The sequence below is a fragment of the Caballeronia sp. INDeC2 genome (genome assembly GCF_023631325.1).
In the GTDB taxonomy this organism is placed as follows: Bacteria; Pseudomonadota; Gammaproteobacteria; order Burkholderiales; family Burkholderiaceae; genus Caballeronia.
In genome coordinates this window covers 155,938-176,077 of sequence record NZ_JALQDG010000046.1, presented here as the reverse complement: position 1 = coordinate 176,077, position 20,140 = coordinate 155,938, and the positions used below count along the sequence as shown (strand labels likewise).

Genomic DNA, 20,140 nt, shown 5'->3' with positions numbered 1-20,140 from the left:
GGTTTTCCGTTCCGCGGACGTCCCCACGTCATACGACACGTCCACTTCCATGCACGGCTGGTTTCGGAGAACAAGTTGAACAAGCAATTTCCTCGCGTCAGGCGCGCCCTCGTGGCCAGTGCGCTCGCCCTCCCGCTTGCATCGTCCAGTTTTGCCCAGAGCATCAGCGCCACCTTGCCGTGGACCGGCACATGGAGCACCGCGCCGATGATCACCGGAAGCGGCGGCTTCAATAATCAGACGATCCGGCAGATCGTGCACACGAGCATCGGCGGGACGGCTGTCGGCGTGCAGTTTTCGAACCTGTACGGGAGCGATCCGCTCGTGATCGGCAACGTGCGCGTCGCGCTCCGGGCGAGCGGGCAGCGCACCGTGCCCGGCACCGACAAGGCCGTCACCTTCGAGGGTCAGCCCTTCGTCACGATCCCGCCGGGCCGCGTGATGATGAGCGATCCGCTCGCGTTCCAGGTGCCGGCGCTCACGGACATCGTCGTCAGTGCGTATCTGCCGCAGCAAACGCCCAGCGAAACGACCGGTCATGCGGAAGGGCTGCAAGACGTATATGTCGCGCCCGGCGATGTCAGCGCCGACCCGGACTTCAAGGGCGGCGTGGTCAACGCACTGGGCGCGCAGTCCTATTACTTTCTCACCGACGTCGTCGTGCAGAACGCCAGCGCGACAGGCGCCGTGGTCGCGTTCGGCGCGTCGATCACCGACGGCATCGCGTCGCAGCCGAACACCAACGGCCGCTGGCCCAACCTGCTGGCCGCGCGCCTGCAGCAAGCCGGCATGACGGTCGGCGTGCTGAACCAGGGCATTTCCGGCAACGACTTCTTTACGAACGATTCGGGCGAGGCGGGTCTTTCACGCTTTCAGCGCGACGTGCTCGACCAGTACAACGTGAAGTGGGTGATCATTTCCGACGACGCGGTCAACAACCTCATCGGTGGCGCGCCGCCGACGGCGGCCCGTCTGAACGGCGCGTTCAGCCAACTGGCGCAGAGCGCGCACGCGGCGGGCGTCGGCGTGATCTGCTCGACGCTCACGCCGTTCGAAGGCGTGTCGTCGTGGACGCCGGACATCGAGGCGACGCGTGCGGCGGTGAACGCGTTCGTCGCCACCGCCGACAGCGGATGCGACGCCGTGCTCGATCAGGCCGCCGCGCTCGGCGATCCCGCCAATCCGCCCGTCATGCTCGGCGCGTACGACAGCGGCGATCATCTGCATCCGAATCAGGCGGGGCTGCAGGCCATCGCCAATTCGGTGAATCCCGGCTGGTTCAAGTAAGCGGCAAGCGCGGCAAAAACGCAAAAAACGCCATGCGGAAATGCTCTTCCGCATGGCGTTTTGCGTTCGTCGCCGATTACGACTTGACGATCGTCGGGTTCGTGACGTTGATGCGCGGACCCGAGTTGTCCCACTGCTCGACGATCAGCGGGTACTTCCACTTCGGATTCGAGCTGCTGATCTGGCCGTTGACGATGTAGCCGTCGAGCGACAGACCCTGCACCGCGAACGAACCGCCCGGGCTCGTCGTGTCGACGTGGTTGTTGATCGCGATGGTGACCGTCTTGCTGATCGGACCCGGCAGCGAGCCGAACCACACGTTGATGCCGCCGCCCTTGCAGTTCGCCGTCGTCGGGCTGTTGATCGTGATGCTCTTGAACACGGCCGAGTTGTCGTTCGGTTCGAAATCGAGACCGCACGCCGGCGCCGTGCCGTTGATGTTCTGCCAAATCGGGCTGTTGAACGTGATCGTGTCGCCCGAGATGATCGACACGCCCTGGCGGCGGCAACCGTCCGCCTTGTGGTTGTCGACGGTGAGGTTGTACGTCGGCGTGTTCTTCTTCGACTGGCTATCGTTGATGTAGATGCCGTCACCCCACGTGTTGATCGTGGTCGGCGCGATGAGGTGCACGTTCTGGCCGCCGAGGATCGAGAAGCCCATGCCGTGCTCGCCGCCCGAAGCCGAGTTCAGTTCCTTGCTGCCGTCGAGATACGCGTTTTCGACGATGACGTTGCTCACGTCTTCGATGAGCATCATCTGGTAGATGTCGGCGTTGTGCGGCAGCAGCTTGATCGAAGCGCCCGACGCAAAGCGGATGTGGCTGTTCGTGCGCAGCTTGAGACCGGTCGTGTCGATGCGGACCTGGCCGGAGATCAGCAGGATCTGACCGACGGAACCGTCGATAGCGGCCTGCAGCGCGGCGCGGTCGTTGGTCTTGCCGTCGGCCTTCACGCCGAACGACGAAGCGGCAATGGTGCCGGCGGTGTTGTCGGCCGCGGCCGAAGTCGAGCTGGCCGGCGTGGCCGCGCTGGCGGGAGCCGCCGCGCTGGCGGGCGTCGAGGACGAAGCCGAGCTCGCGGGCGTCGCCGAGGAGGCGCCACCGTTGTTCTTCCTTCTCCAGCGATCCGCGACGGAATCGGCCGCGCCGCCATCGCCGCCGCCGCCGCATGCGGCGAGGACGAACGCGCCGCTGCCCGCGATGAGCGAGGTCAGCAGCTTGCGACGGGTTGCAATACGGGTGTCGACGACGGTGTTGTCTGCCTGGGTGTCTGCCTGAGTGGTGTTCGGAAGCATTGTTCTTTCCAATTTGGTCGTGCGTTATCGACGGGCGATCCCGTTCCTGCGACATCGGCCGCACGCAACGTTTCTTTATGGGCGGTGAGATGACCAACGCGAATAAAGCAGGCGCAAACGATTGCGCCGCTCAGCGCTCGACAGCCGCACATGGCGACTCCGAAAGGCATCTCGGCGAAAAACAGAGCGACTTCGGGATTGAGGAACCAGATATTCCGGAAAACCCATTCACCCCATGCTTGGCCGACCCGCGGACGCACCAGCCAAGCACTGAAATCTGACGGAAGTAATTACCGTCTTTTATTAATACTACAGATTGTCACGGGGCATTTCTACCCGCGACTTGTTACAGAATGTACGCTTGTAACTTTTTATTTTGCTTTTTCAGCGCTTTAATGCGGGACATTTTCTGTTTCATTCTTTGAAGAGTGAATTAATCTAAGGCTTTTTAATTGTTAATACGGTAGACGAATAACACCACTTTAAACCGCATTCGATACGACGATTAACATTCATCTGAACAATCGGTGTTAAGAATACGAACGTTCACTCGACGCGTCCGCGACGCACCCTTCGCGAAGGCCCCGCAAGGCCTGACGGAGCGCCTTTCGTATGCCGAAATGAATACTAATCCGCAGATTATTTCGCTTTATTGACCGATCATTTTGCCGATAATGCTCAATGCGCGATTCTGAATTACCAAGCGCATATCGCGGTACAAGCAAAAATTACAAAATGAAAGTGACCTTTCGCGCTTTTCGACTGAACATTTAGATTTTGTAAATGCAGCCCGCAAACTTTTTTTCTAATGAAAGACGAAAGACCCTACGGGGAATACCCTTATCGGGTTTATACGCGGACGGCCTGAAACGCCCGACGTCCCTTCTCCGTCTGGGCTCAAGAGAAATCGCTAATAATCTGATTAAAGAAAATCGTTTATTCAGCAGACAAAATGCGCGACGCCGGAAAGCTTTTCACGCTCGCCGACCGGGCATATGTTCCATTTCGCACCGATTGCGCCAGACGAAATCATTAGTCTTAGCGCGGTGCCGTTCGCCGTGCTTCGTGACGAAGCCGGACCGCCGGGCCGAAGTCCTGCAAGTGTCCACGCCAACAAAAAGAAACGCGGCAATGAAAACCTTCGATCTGATCAAGAGCGACCTTTACCGCTATTGCGGCGAGTACAGCTTCATGCTCCTCCTCGAGCAGCTGGTGCTCAACGAAGGGTTCAACTACATGTTCTGGCTGCGGCTCGCGAGCGCGGCGTCGTCGCGGCCGGTGCAGCTCGTGCTCAACCATGTCGTCCGCCTGAAGCAGCGCAAGTTCGGGTTCGTGATCAGCCCGCGCACGAAGATCGGCCCGGGCTTCTATATCAGTCACGTCGGCTCGCTCGTGGTGAATCCGACCACGGTCATCGGCGCGAACTGCAACGTCTCGCAGGGCGTGACGATCGGTTCGAACCACGGCAAGGCCGCGACGATCGGCAACAACGTGTATATCGGGCCGAACGTCTGCATCGTCGAAGACGTGACCATCGGCGATAACGTCACGATCGGCGCAGGCAGCGTCGTGACGAAGGACATTCCGCCGAACGTGACCGTGGCCGGCTGCCCGGCGCGGATCCTCGCGGAAGATGCATCGCTCAATCGCGCGGCGCGCTACATCCGGCATCCCTGGAACGCTCAATCGTCGTAGGAAAGACAGCGCGCCATAACCGGTGTTGGCGGGTGCCTTGGCGAACAGTCGGGGCGCCCGTTTTCGTGCATGCTCCTCACTCTCGCGCGAAAGCCGCCGGCTTCCGCGCATCTGATCGCATGGCGATTTCATCCTGACGTCGAGCCACGCGACGAAAGGCTCCAACGCAGGAGGAGTACACGTGCTGAGCGCAGCTGTCCAATCGGTAAGACGACGTCTCGGCGGAGTGCATCAGGATCACAAGCGAATCGCGAGAAGCGCGGTGGTCCTCCTGATATTCGTGATCGCCGGGAAATGTATCGGCGCATCGAAGGAAATGGCGATCGCGTATCGCTATGGAATCAGCGGCACCGTCGACGCGTATCAGTTCGCGCTCACGCTCGTCACCTGGCTGCCGTCGATGCTCACGAACGTGCTCGCGGTGCTGCTCGTACCCGCGCTCGTGTCGCTCAAGGAAGACAAGTCGCAGCGCGACGGTTTTCTCGGCGAGCTCGAAGGCCTCGGGCTCGTGCTCGGCCTCGCGTCCTCTCTCCTGCTCTGGTTGTTCTGGCCTTATCTCGCCGATGTCATCGCGGGCAGTCTCGCCGAATCGACGCGCGACATGTGCTGGGAGATGATCATCAGCATGACGCCGGTCGGCGTGCTGACCTTCACGATCTGCATCTCGTCGTCGCGTCTTCAGGCTTCGGGCAAGCACATCAACACGTTGCTGGAATGCGTGCCGGCCATCGGCCTCTTGGTGTTCGTGCTCGCCGCGCGCAACAACACGTCGATCATGCCGCTCGTCCTGGGCACGTCGCTCGGCTTCGTGGTGCAGGCCGCGTGGCTGCGCGTGCTGGCCAAACGCGCCGACACGATGCCCGCGCTGCCACGCGTATCGGCGCGAGCGAAGCAATGGCCGTCGACGATCCGTTCGATGGGCATGCTCATGATCGGCTCGGTCGTCGCGAGTCTCTGGCTTCCCATCGATCAGTATTTCATGGCGCAGCAAGGCGACGGCGCCATCGCGACGCTCGGCTACGCGAACCGGCTGCTCTCGCTCGTGCTCAGCATGGGCGCGCTCGCGATCACGCGGGCGACCTTGCCGATTCTCGCGGAAATTCTTCATCGCGGCGATCATGCGCGCGCGCGCAGCACGGCGCTGAAGTGGTCGGGCATCATGACGGTGCTCGGTCTCGTCGGCGGACTGTTTGCGTATGCGCTCGCGCCGCATGTGGTCAAGCTGCTGTTTCAGAAGGGCGCTTTCACCGCCGACGACACCATCGCCGTCACCACGCTCTTCCGCTACGGGCTGCTGCAGGTACCGTTCTACTTCGGCATGTGCGTGCTCGTGCAGTTGTTCGCGAGCGAGACGCGCTATCGGGCGATCTCAGTCATTTCGCTGATCGGCTTCGCGACCAAGATCGTCGGCAACGTGATACTCGTGCGTGTCTATGGCGCGCAGGGCGTGCTGCTCGCAACGGGAATCGGCGCGATCGCGGTGCTTGCGAGCTACATCTTCTGGACGCGCTTCGCGCCGCCCTTCACCGGCAATCGCGCGCCCGAATGAAACACTCACCCCATTGCGCGCGCGCTCAGCTCTGCTCGAAGACCCGCCGGAACATCGGCACGAGGAAGCGGTTGCCGTATTCGCTCATGTGATGAAAGTCGGAATAGAGCGGCCGGCCGTCGTGCGAGCCCATGCATTTGCCGTCCGGGCACAGATACGGGCGCGGGTCGAGCAGATGGATGCCGCATTGGTCGTGAGCCTGACGCATCGCCTGCAACAAGCCGCCGTTGCGCTCGACGTAATCGGATAGCGTGATCGACAGATCGGGCGCGTGCGGATTTTTCATCTTCTCGCGCGCGAGCATCAGCGGAACGTTGAAGTCGAATTCCGGAATCGGCTCCACAAGATAGACGGGCCGGATCTTCGAGATGCGGCAGACCGTCGACAGCAAGTGCTCGCGATACGACTCCGTCGAAAACGGCGTGGGCGTCTGCGCGGGCCGCTCGGGATCGACGAACGAATAATCCTCCGTCGACGGACCCGACCAGTACTGCGACCAGTGATTCGCGATGATCACGGGCGTCTTCGCGGTCTGATCGCGGCTCAGGATATCGATGTACTTGCGGTCCTGATCGAAGCAGTCGCCATTGCCGCGACGAATGCCGTAGATCGTCGGACAGCCTTCGATCGTGATGAGCAGGACATCGTCCGGCTTGCCGTTGGGCACCGCATCGACGACCGCTTCGGCGACCGCCTCCGCGTGACTGTCGCCGAGCACCACCACGCGGCTATCCTTCTGCTTGCTCGCGACATCGCACGGATCGATCATCATGTGACACTTCGTGCGATGCGGATTCGTATCGTAGGTCTCGCTATCGGCAATGAACACGGAACGGTCGAAGCGATTCGGCACGCCCTGGCTCGCATAGATGCTGCCGCCGCCGATCGCAAGCAGCAGCGTGAAGACGAGAACGGGGCGAAGCGTGATGAACTTCGGAAACGCGCGCATCTCTTCGTTGTGCGAAGGCTTCCTCGTCTTCGACTCGACGAGCGCGTACGAGAGATAGCCAATCACGAAGCCGCCCGCGATGGCGCTCACGCGCCAGGGCAGCGAGCCTTCCTTGTCGAAGTACGTGAGCGCGACGACGAACGGCCAGTGCCACAGATAGACCGAATACGAAATCTTGCCGATGAACTGCGCGAGCGGATTGCACGTGAAGATCGAATGCTTGCGCGCGGCGAGGATCACGAGCGCCGTGCCGAGCACCGGCACGAGCGCGAGATAGCCGGGCCATGCGTTGTTTTCGTTGAAGGTGAGCGTGCCGTACACGATCATCGCGAGACCAGCGAATTCCATCGTGCGGCGCACGAGCCTGCGCGGCGTCACCGGGAACAGATACACGAGACCGCCCGCGATCATTTCCCATGCGCGCGTCGGCAGCAGGAAGAACGCGGCTGTCGGCCATTTCGTCGGATCGGAAAGATAGACGCATGCCCCAAGCGACACCAGCGCGACGCCGATTAGTGCGATCACCGTCCCGCGTCGCCCGAACAGCTTGCGCACGAGCAGAATGCCGAGCGGGTACAAGAGATAGAACTGCCACTCGACGGAAAGCGACCACGTGTGCAGCAGCCACTTGAGGTGCGAGCGGACATCGAAGTAACCCGCTTCGCGCCAGTAGACGATATTGGAGAAGAACCCGAGGCTCGATGCCGCCGCCTTGCCGAACGCGCGGAATTCCGAAGGCAGGAAAACGAGCCAGCCGAGCACGACGAGCGCGAAGCAGAGAAACGCGAGCGCCGGAATGATGCGCCGCGCGCGATCGGCATAGAACTCGATCACCGAGAACCTGCCCTTCGTGAGACGCCTGAAGATGATGCTCGTCATCAGGTAGCCGGAGATCACGAAGAACACATCGACGCCGAGAAAGCCGCCCTTGAAGCCGGGCACATCGAAGTGGAAAAGAACCACTGCGAGGACCGCGAACGCGCGCAGTCCGTTGATGTCGTTACGAAAATTCATCGCACTTCCCCCTTTGTTCTTATCCCGCGCACGCGCCGGCGCGATGCAATGGCCAACGCCAATGCATCGCGCCCGCGGTGCGGGTGTTTTCTAGTGTCTTGTTGTTACTTCGTGCTTCGTCAAACGAACAGGCCGAATTCCATCTCCGCAAGCCGGCTCTCTTCGGATTGCGTCGCGCGCGCGACTTCCGCCATGGTCGCGGGCTGCATGCCGTAGGTGTCTCTCAGATACGCTTGATGCTTGAGCACCGCTTCGAGCACCGCGAGATTTTCGGCGAGATTCGCGCCGAAGTTATGCGGATGCCACCACAAATGAAACGAGCGTCCCGTGCGCGCGGCCGAGGTCATCGACTGCTTGATCCGATGGATGCGCAGCCACTCCAGCACATCCTTGTTGCGCGCATAGGGACGCAGGAAGCGGCTGGAGCGCACGTCGACGAGCCCGCGCGACGGGCGCGGATCGAACGCGTGATCGCCCGAGAGATTGATATAGGCATCGGCGAGACGCGCGGCGCGGCGCAGCGCGGCTTCATCGGCGCGCGATGTTTCGCGATACATCCAGCTACGCTCGGTGCCGCGGTACGCGATCAGCCCCGCTTCCGCGCAGGCCGAAAGGTACGCGTTGTTCACCTGATTGCGCGGAAACACGATGCTCGCGGGCGCATCGGCGAGACGCCGGATCGACGCGACCGACGCCTGCATGTCGGCGGCGAATTGCGCCCTGGTCTGCCCAGCTTCGAGGCAGTAGTAATGGCAGAACGTATGGCTCGCGAGTTCGCTGCCTTCGGTATCGACGATCTGACGTGCGAGCGACAGGCCGTAGTGATACGGATCGCTTTTCTCGTCCGCGCCGATCGAATCGATGTAGCCGTTCGTGTACGGACTGAGCTTCGCATCGTTATAGGTCGGGCGAATGTCGGGCAGATTCGCGAGCAGGTCCTTCTTGTTATCGAAGAGCAGCATGCCGACCGTCGCCCATGTCGCCTTCACGCGATACTTCGTGAACATCGCGAGCATGGCCGGTATCGCCTCGCGCACGCCGAGGATGTTCTTTCCGTATGTGGCGATCGTGCGATGGTCGCGCACGCCCCACATCAATTCGAAATCGAGCGAAATCAGGAAGTAGGACATCGTCGTCAGGGCATCAGGAAGTAGTTGTAGACGCCTTCGAAATAACTCTTCGTTGCGTCGGCGGCGACGGCCACGAACACACCGAAAGTGATGACGAGAACGGCCGCGTTCTTGAACTTGATCTCAGGCGCGAGGAACGGCAGCAGCAGCGGCACGCAATACCAGACGCGGCCCTTCGCGAACGGAAACACGAAGAACGCGACGACGAGATATACGAACAGGCCGAAATGCATGATCGACAGACGCGTGTAGTTGATCTCGCGTTTCGTTTCCGGCGAACGCCACGACGAGTACAGCACCATGACGGACGCCATCGTGTAGAAGAACAGCAGCGCCAGCAGCTTGATCGTGAAGTTTTCCTGATAGCCGGTGTATTCGTCGATGCGGCGTCCGCCGTAAGTCGCGAACAGAAACTTCGCCGCCGACGCCAGCACGACCGCCGCCGCGCTCACGATGATGATCGAGCGCTTCTTCTCGCCGCCGAAACCCGCAGCAAGCAGCAACGCGGTCGGCACCGCGAAGGTCGTGTGCACGAAGCTCGCGAGGCCCATGCCGAGCGTCGGACGATTGAAGCGGCATGCGAACAGCATCGCGATAGCGAGCCCGAAGCCCTGGCGGATCTGGAACAGACCGACCGTGGCGAGCGCATACGGAATGACGAGCCACAGAAGCAAACCGATGAGCGGTCGCCGCGTCTGCAGCAGCGAATACATCACGATCAGATTGAGAAGCACGACCGTCGTGCGGATGCCGCCTTCGGGCGTCACGCCGAACGCGTTGAGCAGGATGACCCACGAGCGCCAGCCGAGCTCCTCGGTGATCAGGCTGATGAGAAAGCCCATGTCCGACTGGCGGTTCTGATAGAACTGCACGAGCCAGTGCCAGTCCGTCGAGCGGAAGTACTGGATGTACGCTTCCTGGTCGAAGATCAGCCCGACGCTGCGCTCGCGGAACGCGACGATAGAAATCGCGGCGGTCGCGAGCACCAGGAACGCCCATCCGGAGGGCGTCATGAAGTACGCGAATCCGCGTACTCGCTTCGGTGGTGCGCTTTGCTGCGCAGTGTTGTCCATTGTCGTTGCTTGCATCGTTTTGGCCTTTATACGCTTTAGTTATTGTCCGTGGGCGCGGCTGTCATGGCACGAGCCTCAGGTTGGTGACGACGATCTTCGGTCCCGCCTTGTCGTAATCGAGGCTCTCCACGGTGGACATCCTCGGGCTGACCCACGTCGGCGAATGGCTCGCGATCTGGCCGGATACCCTGCGTCCGTTCAGCTTCAGCGACGACACGGCGAACGCGGCATCGCTCGCACCCTCGTCGCGATGATTCGTGATGCCGATATCGACATGCTTCGGCATCGGCCCCACGATCTCCTCCAGCCAGACGATGATCCCGTACCTGCATTTGCGTGTCGTCGGATTGACGATGCGGATGTTCTCGAGAATGTCGGCGTTGCTGTTCGGCTCCGCGTCCATCCCCGCTTCCGGCTGCGTGCCGCCGATGTTCTCCCACAGCGGATTCTCGAACACGATATTGCGCCCGCTGATGATCGAGAGACCCTGCCTGCGGCAGCGGTCCGCATGATGATTCACCACGCGGATGCCGCTGCTGTACTTGAACGGCACGTTGTAGCTGTTGGCGATATAGATGCCGTCGCCCCAGCACCCGACCGTCTTCGGCGAGATCAACGTGACTTCGGTGCTGCCTGCAATCGAAAAGCCCATGCCGTGGCCGTTCTCGCGCAGTTCCGGCTTGGCGGCGTTCAGCTCCTTGCTGCCGTCCAGTACCGCGTTCTCGACGAGCACGTTGCTCACGTCCCAGATGCGAAACATCGAATAAAACGACGTATCGTGCGGCAGCAGCTTGATCGACGCGCCCGGCGCGAAACGCACGTGACTGTCGCGGCGCAGATCGAGACCCTTGTCGTCGATGCGGCACTTGCCCGTGATCAGAAGCGTCTTGTCGACGGACCGGTCGATGGCCATTTGCAGCGCGGCGCGGTCGTTGGTCTTGCCATCGCCCTTCACGCCGAACGACTTGTCGGTGACGACATCGCGCCGCTCGGCCGCGCGCGCGTTCAGGCCGAGCGCGCCCGATCCGCCGGCGACGGCGCCCATCAGCAGCGAGTGAATCACGCGTCGCCGGTCGACCATTACGCTTTCTCTCCTGTGATCGTGCGTCGATAAGCCGTGCTCTTGAGCTCGTCGCCACGCGTGCGCGCGCCGAGTTGCGCGAAGATGCCGTCCCACTGGCGCAGGATCGCGTGCGACGAATAGCGTTGCCGCACCGAAGCCGCCGCCTTGCGTCCGAGCTCGGCGCGCAACGCTTCGTCCGACATCACGCGCCGCAGCGCATCGATCAGCGCGGCCTTGTCGCCGGGCGGCACGAGCACGCCGTCTTCGCCGTCGCGCGTCAGTTCGCGCGGGCCGCTCTTGCAATCGAACGCGACGGTCGCAAGTCCGAGCGCCATGCCTTCGAGCATCGCCATCGGCAAGCCTTCATAGCGCGACGACAGCACGAAGGCCTCGGAGCGCGCCATTTCTTCCCAGGGACTCGTGGTCTTGCCGGGCATCAGCACGCGCTCGCCCATCTGCAAGCGCGCGACCTGCGCTTCGAGCACGGCACGCTCCGGGCCTTCGCCCCAGATCCACAAGTCCCAGTCCGGGAACTCGGGCGCGAGCGTCGCGAATACGTCGATCAGCAAATCGAACTGCTTCTGCGTGTTCAGACGCCCCACCGCGACGAGCCGCTTGCGCGCGCTCTTTTCGACCGTCCCCGGCTCCAACAGCAGCAGTTCGTCCGGCAGCGGATTGGGCACCACCTCGATGCGCTTCACGCGCGGCACCATCTTTCTGAACGATGCCTCCATGTTGTCCGTGAGCAGCGTGAGCAGATCCGCGCTCGGATAAACGAAGCGGCACATCTGGCTCATGAGCTGGGAGCGGCCATCGGCGGAAGGATCGATGTGCTCGCACGCGATCACCGGAACGCCGAGCCCGCGCGTGGCGAGGATCGTCGTGATGTTCACGTTCGATAGAAACGACACGACGACATCCGGCGCGCTTTCGCGGATCAACCCGCGCAACGCCCGAAACCGCGCGGGATATTGCAGCATGCGCGCGCCGGCCTTCACCAGATCGGCGAGAAAGATGCAGCGCACGTTTTCCGCGAGCGGATAGAAGCACGCGCCGCGGCCGCTGTACGTGATGACGAGCGTCACGGTGTCGCCGCGCTGCGCCCAAGCATTGACGAGCGAAGCCGCGACGCGCTCAGCGCCGCCGCTTCCCATCGAACTGACGACGAGCATGATTTTCATCGGCGGCTCCTCATCGCTCGGCAACGGGAACGCGCAGATCCGCGCGCAGCGGAACCTTCACGCCCGACTCTTCGAACACTTCCTGCCACAGCGCGATGGTCTTCGGCAGCGCGAAGGTCTCGTTGACCGAGGTCGCGCGCAACGCCATGCGATGACGCTCGGCGTCGTCGCGCATCAGCGTTTCGAGCGACTTCGCGAGCGCGGATGCATCGCCGACCGGATTCACGAGCAGGCCGTTCGTGCCGTGCGTGACGATCACGCGCGGCCCGGAATCGCAGTCGTAGCTGACGGCCGCGCAGCCGCTCGCCATCGCTTCGACGAGGGTCATCGAGAAGCCTTCGAAGTGCGAGCTCAGCACGTAGAGATCCGCGCGTTCGTACCAGTCCGCGACGTTGCCCGCGCGGCCCGGCAGGAACACGCGGCCGCGCAGCTTCGCTTCCTCGACGCGCCGTTCGAGACTCGCGCGCGCCAGGCCTTCGCCGACGATCACGAGATCCCATTGCGGCAGCGCGCCGGCAATCTTCCTGAATGCATCGATGAGGCTGTCGAAGCCCTTTTCCGGCGACAGCCGTCCGACCGCGAGCAACACGCGGCGCTCGTCGCCGACGACGCTGCGCGGTTCGATGACCGGATTCGTTCGCGCGATCGGCAGCGTGAACGGCGGCGGAATCACCTTCACGTCGGTGCAGCGGCAATGCGTTTCGATCCAGTCGCGCGTTTCGTCAGTGAGCGCGACGACCTTGTCCGCGAAACGATACGTCAGCAGGCGCAGCCGTTCCCAGAACGGCGTGAGCGGCGCTCTCGGCGGATGCGTGTGCTCGCTCGCAATGATCTTGTACGGCAGGCCGATGCCCGCGAGAACGGCGAGCACGTTGGCGGTCGCCATGACGCCGAGCGCGACCGTCGGCTTGGTCTCGCGCAGCACCTTGCGGAAGGCGAGGACGCGCTTTATGTTCGACAGCGCCGTGCGCAGAATACCGCCGCCTTCGACGCCGCCCGCGAGTCCCAGCTCGATGCGCTTCACGCGCGGATGGAACGGATAGACATCGCCCTCGCCGGCCGTCAGCGTGACGACGGTCACGTCCCAGCCGAGCGCCGCCCACTCGTTCGCGAGATTGGCGGTGACGCGCTCCGCGCCGCCGCCGTGCATCGAGTAGATGAAAACGACGATCTTCATGCGGTCCTCGCCGCCATTTCGGCTTCGACCGGCTCGGCCCGCCGCCCGGACAGGAAGCGGATGTACCAGGGCATCGCGATCGCGAGACCGTCCGCGAGCGGAATGGCATTCGCGTAGCCGAGCAACTGCGCGGCCTTGTCGACGTTGGCCTGAGAATGACGCACGTCGCCCGCGCGAAACGTCGCGTACACGGGGCTGCCGTCGTTCACCACGCCGTTCTCGGCGAGCACGCGCTTGAGGCCCTCATAGAGCTGATTGAGCGTCGTGCGGTCGCCGACGGCGACGTTGTAGACCTGGTTGCGCGCCTGTGCATCGGACAGCGCCGCGAGAATGTTCATCTGCACGACGTTGTCGATGAAGCAGAAGTCGCGGCTCGTCTCGCCGTCGCCGTTGATGGTCACTTGCTCGTTGTCGATGAGCGCGGCCGTCCACTTCGGAATCACGGCGGCATAGGCGCCATCCGGATCCTGACGCTTGCCGAACACGTTGAAGTAACGCAGGCCGATGGCGTTCAGGCCATACGTGCGCGCGAATACCGATGCGTACAGTTCGTTCGCATACTTCGTCACGGCGTACGGCGACAGCGGCTGGCCGATGCGATCTTCGACTTTCGGCAAGCCCGGATGATCGCCGTACGTCGAGCTCGACGCCGCATAGGTGAAGCTCTCCACCTTCGCGTCGCGCGCGGCGACGAGCATGTTCAGAAAGCCGCTGATGTTGACTTCGTGCGTCGTGATCGGATCGTTCACGGAACGCGGCACCGAGCCGAGCGCGGCTTCGTGCAGCACGTGCGCGGCGCCCTTCACCGCGGCGCGGCAATCGTCGAGATTGCGGATGTCGCCTTCGATGAAGCTGAAGCGGTTCCATTGCGCAGGGCTCACGAGCGAGCGCACTTCGTCGAGATTGCGCTGATGGCCCGTCGCGAAGTTGTCGAGGCCGACGACTTCCTGATCGAGCTTCAAAAGCGCTTCGAGCAGGTTCGAGCCGATGAACCCGGCGACGCCGGTGATCAGCCACTTGCGCGGCGTGCGCGTCAATTGCTGGCGGATCGATTCGTAACGATCAGACATGAAAGTCTCCAAGATTACCGACGGGCGCGGCGTGTTCGCGGCGCTCGCCTTCTATCGCGATCGAGGGCACCAGCTCGCGATACACGGCCAGCGTCTTCTCGATGACGATGCGTTCGTCGAAATTCTTCAGTGCCTTTTCCCGCGCGGCGAGACCGAGCTTTCTCGCGAGCGCGCGGTCGTCGTCGAGCAGGCGGATCGCATCGGCGAGCGCGCGGGCGTCGCGCACCGGAACCTGCAAGCCATCCACGCCCGATTCGCTGACCACTTCGCGGCAACCCGGCGCATCCGTCGTGATCAGCGGCAGCGCGCAACCGGCGGCTTCGATCAACGCTTTCGGCAAGCCTTCGCGATAGCTCGGCAGCACCATCACATCCACTTCGGTAAAGAGCTTCGGCATGTCGCTCACATGACCGAGCCATTCGACCAGCCCTTCCTTCACCCAGCCCTGCACCATCGCCGTGCTCACCGACGCCGGATTCCCGTCATCGGGCGAGCCCGCGAGGAGGAAGCGCACGGTGCGATTCTCGCGGCGCAGCATACGCGCCGCCTCCACATATTCTTCGATGCCCTTGTCCCACACGAGCCGCGCCGCCAGCAGAATGCGCAGCGGTTTGGCCGCATCGTCGGCCGATTCCTCGCGCACCTTGAAGCGCGTCAGATCGACGCCCGATCCCTTGATGAGGCGGATCCCCTTCGTCTCGACGATGCGCGCGGCTTCGAACAGCTTGATGTCGTCCGGATTCTGCAGGACGAGAATGCTGTCGCGGCCGTTCAGCGCCGTGCGCATCACCTGGCGCACGACCGGCTTCAGGATACGCGCCTTGAGGTCGCGGCTCGTGAAGACGTAGCCCATGCCCGCGACCGCGTTCACGCGCGCGGGCACGCCGGCGAGCTTGCTCGCGAACGAGCCGTACACCGCGCTCTTGATCGTGAAGCCATGCACGAGCTGCGGCTTTTCACGCTGGAAGAAGCGCGCGAGCCACAGCACGAGCGCCAGCTCGCGAAGCGGATTCAGGCTGCGACGGTTCATCGGCACCGCATGCCAGCGAAAACCGATATCGCGCAGCTTCGGGCCGTACTCGCCGTCGGGTGATAACAGAATGACGTCGAAACCCGCATCGCGCAGTTTGCGAGCGAACGAAAGACGAAAGTTATATAGATACCAATCGGTGTTGGCGTACAGAACTACCTTGGGCATCTTCATTGCGAACTCCGGACGTCCGGTTGACATCGCCGCGGGCAACCCCCGAATGTCGAGGGCCGAACCGCGGCGATGTTGTGCGACGGCTGCATCGGCGCTCGCGCCGATGACACCGAACCTTAGAGACGCATGTCGCTCGCCTCGGGCGGCAGAATGTACTTGAGGTCGCACACCACGTGCTTCGCCTTGCCGTAGGCGTGAATGCCCTCGGCGCCTTCATCGGCGAACTGGCGGTGCGCCACGGCAAGCACGATCGCGTCGTACGCGCCCTTCGCCGGCTGCTCGATCGGATCGATGCCGTACTCGTGACGCGACTCTTCCTTCGACACCCACGGGTCGTACACGTCGACCTGTACGCCGTATTCCTTGAGGTCGGCGATGATGTCGACCACGCGCGTGTTGCGCAGGTCCGGGCAGTTTTCCTTGAAGGTGAGGCCCATGATCAGCACGCGCGCGCCCGAGATGGCGATGTCGCGCTTGGTCATCGTCTTCACGAGCTGCGAGACGACGTAGTTGCCCATGCTGTCGTTCAGACGCCGCCCGGCGAGAATGATCTCCGGGTGATAGCCGATCGCCTGGGCCTTGTGCGTGAGGTAATACGGGTCCACGCCGATGCAGTGGCCGCCGACGAGGCCCGGGCGGAACGGGATGAAGTTCCACTTCGTGCCGGCCGCGAGCAGCACGGATTCGGTATCGATGTTCATCTTGTTGAAGATGATCGACAGTTCATTGATGAGCGCGATGTTGACGTCGCGCTGCGTGTTCTCGATCACCTTGGCAGCCTCGGCGACGCGGATGCTGCTCGCCTTGTGCGTGCCCGCGGTGATGATCCCGCGATACAGCTCGTCGACGAAATCGGCGACTTCGGGCGTCGAACCGGACGTGACCTTCTTGATGTCCGGCAGACGGTGCGACTTGTCGCCCGGATTGATCCGCTCCGGGCTATAGCCGACGAAGAAGTCTTCGTTGAATTTCAGGCCCGACATCTTCTCGAGCACGGGCACGCATTCTTCCTCGGTCGCGCCGGGATACACCGTCGATTCATAAATGACGACATCGCCCTTCTTCAGCACGCTGCCGATGGTCGTCGACGCACCGATCAGCGGCGAGAGGTCCGGACGCTTGTAGTGATCGATCGGCGTGGGCACGGTAGCGATGAAAACCGTGCAGCTGCGCAAGTCTTCGACTTCGGCGCTGTACTGCATCAAGGTTGCGGAGGCCAGCTCGGCATCGTCGACTTCGAGCGTCACATCGCGGCCTTCGCGCAGCGCGTTGATGCGCGCGCGGTTGATATCGAAGCCCACGACAGGGTGAAGCTTGCCAAATTCGACGGCAAGCGGCAGGCCCACATAGCCCAGGCCCACGATGCCGAGTTTCAACTCATGCGGCGAGAACATATTCACTTCTCCTCGTTATACAACTCAGGACGTTTGTTAGTACACCTTTTTGATTCGGGGTCCAGCAGGAGCGAATGCCGGATGAGTCAGCCTCTAGGCTTCCTTGTCGGCCTTGTAGGCAGCGTAGGCGTAGCCGCCGTACTGGCGCGCCTGGGCGTAGTTGCCGTAGTGCACCTTGAAGCCGTTGAGCAGCACGCCGGTCACGCTTGCGCCCGACTGTTCGAGCCGCTTCACGGACTCCGAGATTTCCCCGGAGCGCGTGTCCCCGTAACGCGCAACCAGGAAGATCGAACCCGCGACGGGCGCCATGATCGCCGTGTCCGACACCGCCAGGATCGCCGGGGCGTCGAGCAGCACGATGTCGTAATCCTCCGATGCGCGGCTCACCGATTCCGTGAACGCGTTCGACAGGAGCAACTCTGCCGGGTCCGGCGGATAGAAGCCGCACTGCACGAAGTCGAGGTTGTTCAGCACCGAGCGATGAACCGTCTCTTCGAGCGTGCTGGAGCCGTTGAGGATATCCACGAGCCCCTTGCCGCGCGGCAGGCCGAAGTACTGGTTCAGGTGGCCGCGGCGCAGGTCGCAATCGACGAGCAGCACGCGCTTGCCGCCGGCGGCGAGCAGCGTCGCCAGATTCGCCGACACGAACGACTTGCCGATACCCGGCAGCGGACCCGCCAGCATCACGACATTGTTCGGCGCGTCCATCAGCGCGTAGTGCAGGGACGAGCGCATCATGCGCAGGCCTTCCACGGCCGGGTCTGTCGGATAACGCGAGGCGAGCGCGAGTTGTTCCGGCCGCTTGTCGGCGATACGCTTCGCGAGTTCCTTCTGACGTTCACTGTCCGGAATGGTCGCGAACACCGAAAGACCCGTCTTCGATTCCAGTTCCTGCGGATCGAGCACGCCCTTGAACAGGAAGTCGCGAGCGAAGGCCAGCACGATGCCGATGAAAAGCCCGATGCCTGCCGCGATCACGAGCACCAGCGCCTTGACCGGCTTGACGGGACGCTCGGGCACTTCGGCGCGGTCGAGCAGTTCCACCGTCGGCGTGCGGCCGGCCCTGATGAGGCGCATCGTTTCTATGTTGTTGCGCAATGCCGAATAGACATCGGTGCTCACACGCACGTCGCGTTGCAGGCGAAGCGCGCCCTGCTCAGCCGCCGGCATGGCCTTCACGCGCGCCGCGAGGTCGTTGATGTACTTCTCGGTCGCCGCGATCTGCTGATCGATCACCACCACGCTCGGATGCGAAGGCGAGAAATGAACGGCCAGGTCCGAACGGCGACGCTTCAGGTCGAGCAACTGAGCGTCCGCCTGGGAAGCCTGCTGCATCACGATGCGGCCTTCTTCGTCCGGATTGAACAGCGTGCGGCTGTTGCGATACGCGTTGTAGTTGTCCTCGGCCGATTCCATCTGACGTTTGGCATCGGGCAACTGCTGCTCGAGATATTCGAGCGATTTCGCGGCGTTGATCCCGCGGCGATCGGCGTTTTGCCGAACGTACATCTGCGAGAGTTCGTTGATGATCGCAGCCACGAGCACCGGGTCCTTGCCTTCCAGCGACGTGCTGATCACGCCCGACTTGTTGCCCTGCTCGGCGATCGTCAGCGAGTTCTGCAGCCGGTCGATAGCCGACGTGCGCGAGTTACGCGTGAGATCGAATTCGACGCCCTTCTCGCCATGAATGAAGCCGACGAGCAGCGAGATCGGGCCCGCTTCGGTGTCGAAGCGCTGCACGGTGCCGACCTGGCCGCCGACGCCCGTTTCGATGCCCGGGCCGCGAACCTGATACTGATTGTTGCCGAGATAGCGCAGCGTGTATTCCTTGCCTTCGAACTTCTTCGGCACGTCGAATGCGGATACGTCGATCGATTCGGCGCCCCATGCATAGCCGCCGCGGCCGAAGAGACCCGGCGTCGACGTTTCGTCGTTCATGCGCGCGACCATCCCGCCGATGAGCGGAAAGCGATGCGGCGCGGCCTGGATATACAGCTTGAGTGCATCGACGACGGGACCGAGCACGAACTTCGAGCCGATAACCTGGATTTCGCCTTCGGCCGTCGCGCGCTGGTCGAACATCGACGCGGCGCTTCTCACCATGTCGCGTGAGTCGGTGGGCGGCGCGGCGGTCGAGTCGTCGACTCTGACGAGCATGCCGGCCTGATAAATCGGCGCGGAGAAATACGCGTACACCACCCCGATGCTGAAGACGACCGCCACGGTCGCCGCGATCATCTTCCAGTGACGGCCCAGCGTTTCGAGAATCGACGTGAGCTCGATCTCTTTGTCGGTCTCGGCCGTTACGGCTGACGCCTGATTTTTAACTTTCATAGAACGTCTCGTTACAGGCTCTTATGGGACCGGCGCGCGACAGCGCACCGGATGCGGATCGGAACATTTGCAGCGCGCCAAAGGGGCGCAAACAACATTTCCCTATTCTTTAATTCAGGCCGGCATTCGGAGCCGTTAAAATCCCGCCCCGGCATTGCAGTCGTATTGAAACACACGACTCAAAAAAAGAGAAATTCCGACAGACGATTTTTGTTGTTTATCGAACCTTTCAACGCGACCGAGTGTTCTATAACCCACTTTTAAGAATTTATTGAGTATGCGGGCCATTTGAGCAAATCGGAAATTATCACAACGCCTATTGTTGTATGCGCGGCACCGCACATATAATTGCTTTTAATCGAACTGCTAATTCTATGAAGAAAGCCGGTTTAGACGAGATTCGGTTCCCGGACATTTTTTCGCTTACCCTCACGGGCCCTTCCGGCCTATGCTAGCCGTAGAGACGACCCGCAGCGCCTGGCTCCGCGGCAAAACGTACCGACCCGAGAACCAAATGAGCGCGAAAGTGGGCTTGCGCACCGACGACGCACGATTCTTTTAAAACGGATTTAAAGTCGTTTATATGAAAATCGTGTTTTTACGGGATTTTAAAATCGGGTTTGTATGAATAATCAGTGGAAGTCCCAATATAATCACGGTAGGCTCGGTTTCACACATTAAAGCGCCATAAATGCGTGGACAATGGCAGGGGTTGTACCTACCATA

Annotated in this window: 14 protein-coding genes; 3 read left to right on the top strand and 11 right to left on the bottom strand. The window is 62.1% G+C overall.

The genetic code is table 11. The annotated features are described in order from the left end of the window. The first annotated feature begins 111 nt into the window (after positions 1-111). Positions 112-1,287, top strand: a complete 1,176-nt coding sequence (locus NCS28_RS30515; RefSeq protein WP_250517520.1) for a GDSL-type esterase/lipase family protein — start codon at positions 112-114, stop codon at positions 1,285-1,287. Between the two features lie 76 nt (positions 1,288-1,363). On the opposite strand, the gene NCS28_RS30510 is transcribed toward NCS28_RS30515, so the two are convergent. Beyond that, positions 1,364-2,581, bottom strand: a complete 1,218-nt coding sequence (locus NCS28_RS30510) for a hypothetical protein (RefSeq protein ID WP_250517519.1) — start codon at positions 2,579-2,581, stop codon at positions 1,364-1,366. Positions 2,582-3,712: 1,131 nt separating this feature from the next. On the opposite strand from NCS28_RS30510, the gene NCS28_RS30505 reads away from it, so the two are divergent. Both NCS28_RS30505 and murJ read left to right on the top strand, forming a co-directional pair. After that, entirely contained in the window at positions 3,713-4,276 is a 564-nt protein-coding gene (locus NCS28_RS30505) for a serine O-acetyltransferase (RefSeq protein ID WP_250517518.1), read from the top strand. 181 nt (positions 4,277-4,457) lie between these two features. Further along, the gene (gene murJ / locus NCS28_RS30500) at positions 4,458-5,825 is read left to right on the top strand and encodes a murein biosynthesis integral membrane protein MurJ (protein WP_502801256.1); all 1,368 of its coding nucleotides are present in this window, start codon (positions 4,458-4,460) and stop codon (positions 5,823-5,825) included. A 25-nt stretch (positions 5,826-5,850) separates the two neighbouring features. On the opposite strand, the gene NCS28_RS30495 is transcribed toward murJ, so the two are convergent. The 10 genes from NCS28_RS30495 to NCS28_RS30450 all read right to left on the bottom strand — a co-directional run bounded on the left by NCS28_RS30495 (position 5,851) and on the right by NCS28_RS30450 (position 19,414). Then, on the bottom strand, positions 5,851-7,788 hold the full coding sequence (locus tag NCS28_RS30495; RefSeq protein ID WP_250517516.1) for an acyltransferase family protein: 1,938 nt from the start codon (positions 7,786-7,788) through the stop codon (positions 5,851-5,853). Between the two features lie 119 nt (positions 7,789-7,907). Next, positions 7,908-8,918, bottom strand: coding sequence for a polysaccharide deacetylase family protein (locus NCS28_RS30490; protein WP_250517515.1), 1,011 nt, complete (start codon positions 8,916-8,918; stop codon positions 7,908-7,910). 5 nt (positions 8,919-8,923) lie between these two features. Next, positions 8,924-10,006, bottom strand: coding sequence for a hypothetical protein (locus tag NCS28_RS30485; RefSeq protein ID WP_250517514.1), 1,083 nt, complete (start codon positions 10,004-10,006; stop codon positions 8,924-8,926). Positions 10,007-10,052: 46 nt separating this feature from the next. Continuing rightward, positions 10,053-11,072, bottom strand: coding sequence for a glycoside hydrolase family 55 protein (locus NCS28_RS30480; RefSeq protein WP_250517513.1), 1,020 nt, complete (start codon positions 11,070-11,072; stop codon positions 10,053-10,055). Further along, complete coding sequence (locus tag NCS28_RS30475; RefSeq protein ID WP_250517512.1) at positions 11,072-12,235, bottom strand: glycosyltransferase family 4 protein; 1,164 nt, start codon at positions 12,233-12,235, stop codon at positions 11,072-11,074. Before NCS28_RS30475 ends, NCS28_RS30480 begins: the two co-directional genes overlap by 1 nt. Before the next feature lie 10 nt (positions 12,236-12,245). Beyond that, positions 12,246-13,412, bottom strand: coding sequence for a glycosyltransferase family 4 protein (locus NCS28_RS30470; protein WP_250517511.1), 1,167 nt, complete (start codon positions 13,410-13,412; stop codon positions 12,246-12,248). Next, entirely contained in the window at positions 13,409-14,482 is a 1,074-nt protein-coding gene (locus tag NCS28_RS30465; protein ID WP_250517510.1) for an SDR family oxidoreductase, read from the bottom strand. The genes NCS28_RS30470 and NCS28_RS30465 overlap by 4 nt, the downstream gene beginning before the upstream one ends. After that, complete coding sequence (locus NCS28_RS30460; RefSeq protein WP_250517509.1) at positions 14,475-15,686, bottom strand: glycosyltransferase family 4 protein; 1,212 nt, start codon at positions 15,684-15,686, stop codon at positions 14,475-14,477. Before NCS28_RS30460 ends, NCS28_RS30465 begins: the two co-directional genes overlap by 8 nt. A gap of 116 nt (positions 15,687-15,802) precedes the next feature. Then, positions 15,803-17,080 (bottom strand): Vi polysaccharide biosynthesis UDP-N-acetylglucosamine C-6 dehydrogenase TviB, encoded by a 1,278-nt coding sequence (gene tviB / locus NCS28_RS30455; RefSeq protein ID WP_250517508.1) that lies wholly within the window; start codon positions 17,078-17,080, stop codon positions 15,803-15,805. A 93-nt stretch (positions 17,081-17,173) separates the two neighbouring features. Further along, positions 17,174-19,414, bottom strand: a complete 2,241-nt coding sequence (locus NCS28_RS30450; RefSeq protein WP_250517507.1) for a polysaccharide biosynthesis tyrosine autokinase — start codon at positions 19,412-19,414, stop codon at positions 17,174-17,176. Between the last annotated feature and the right edge of the window lie 726 nt (positions 19,415-20,140).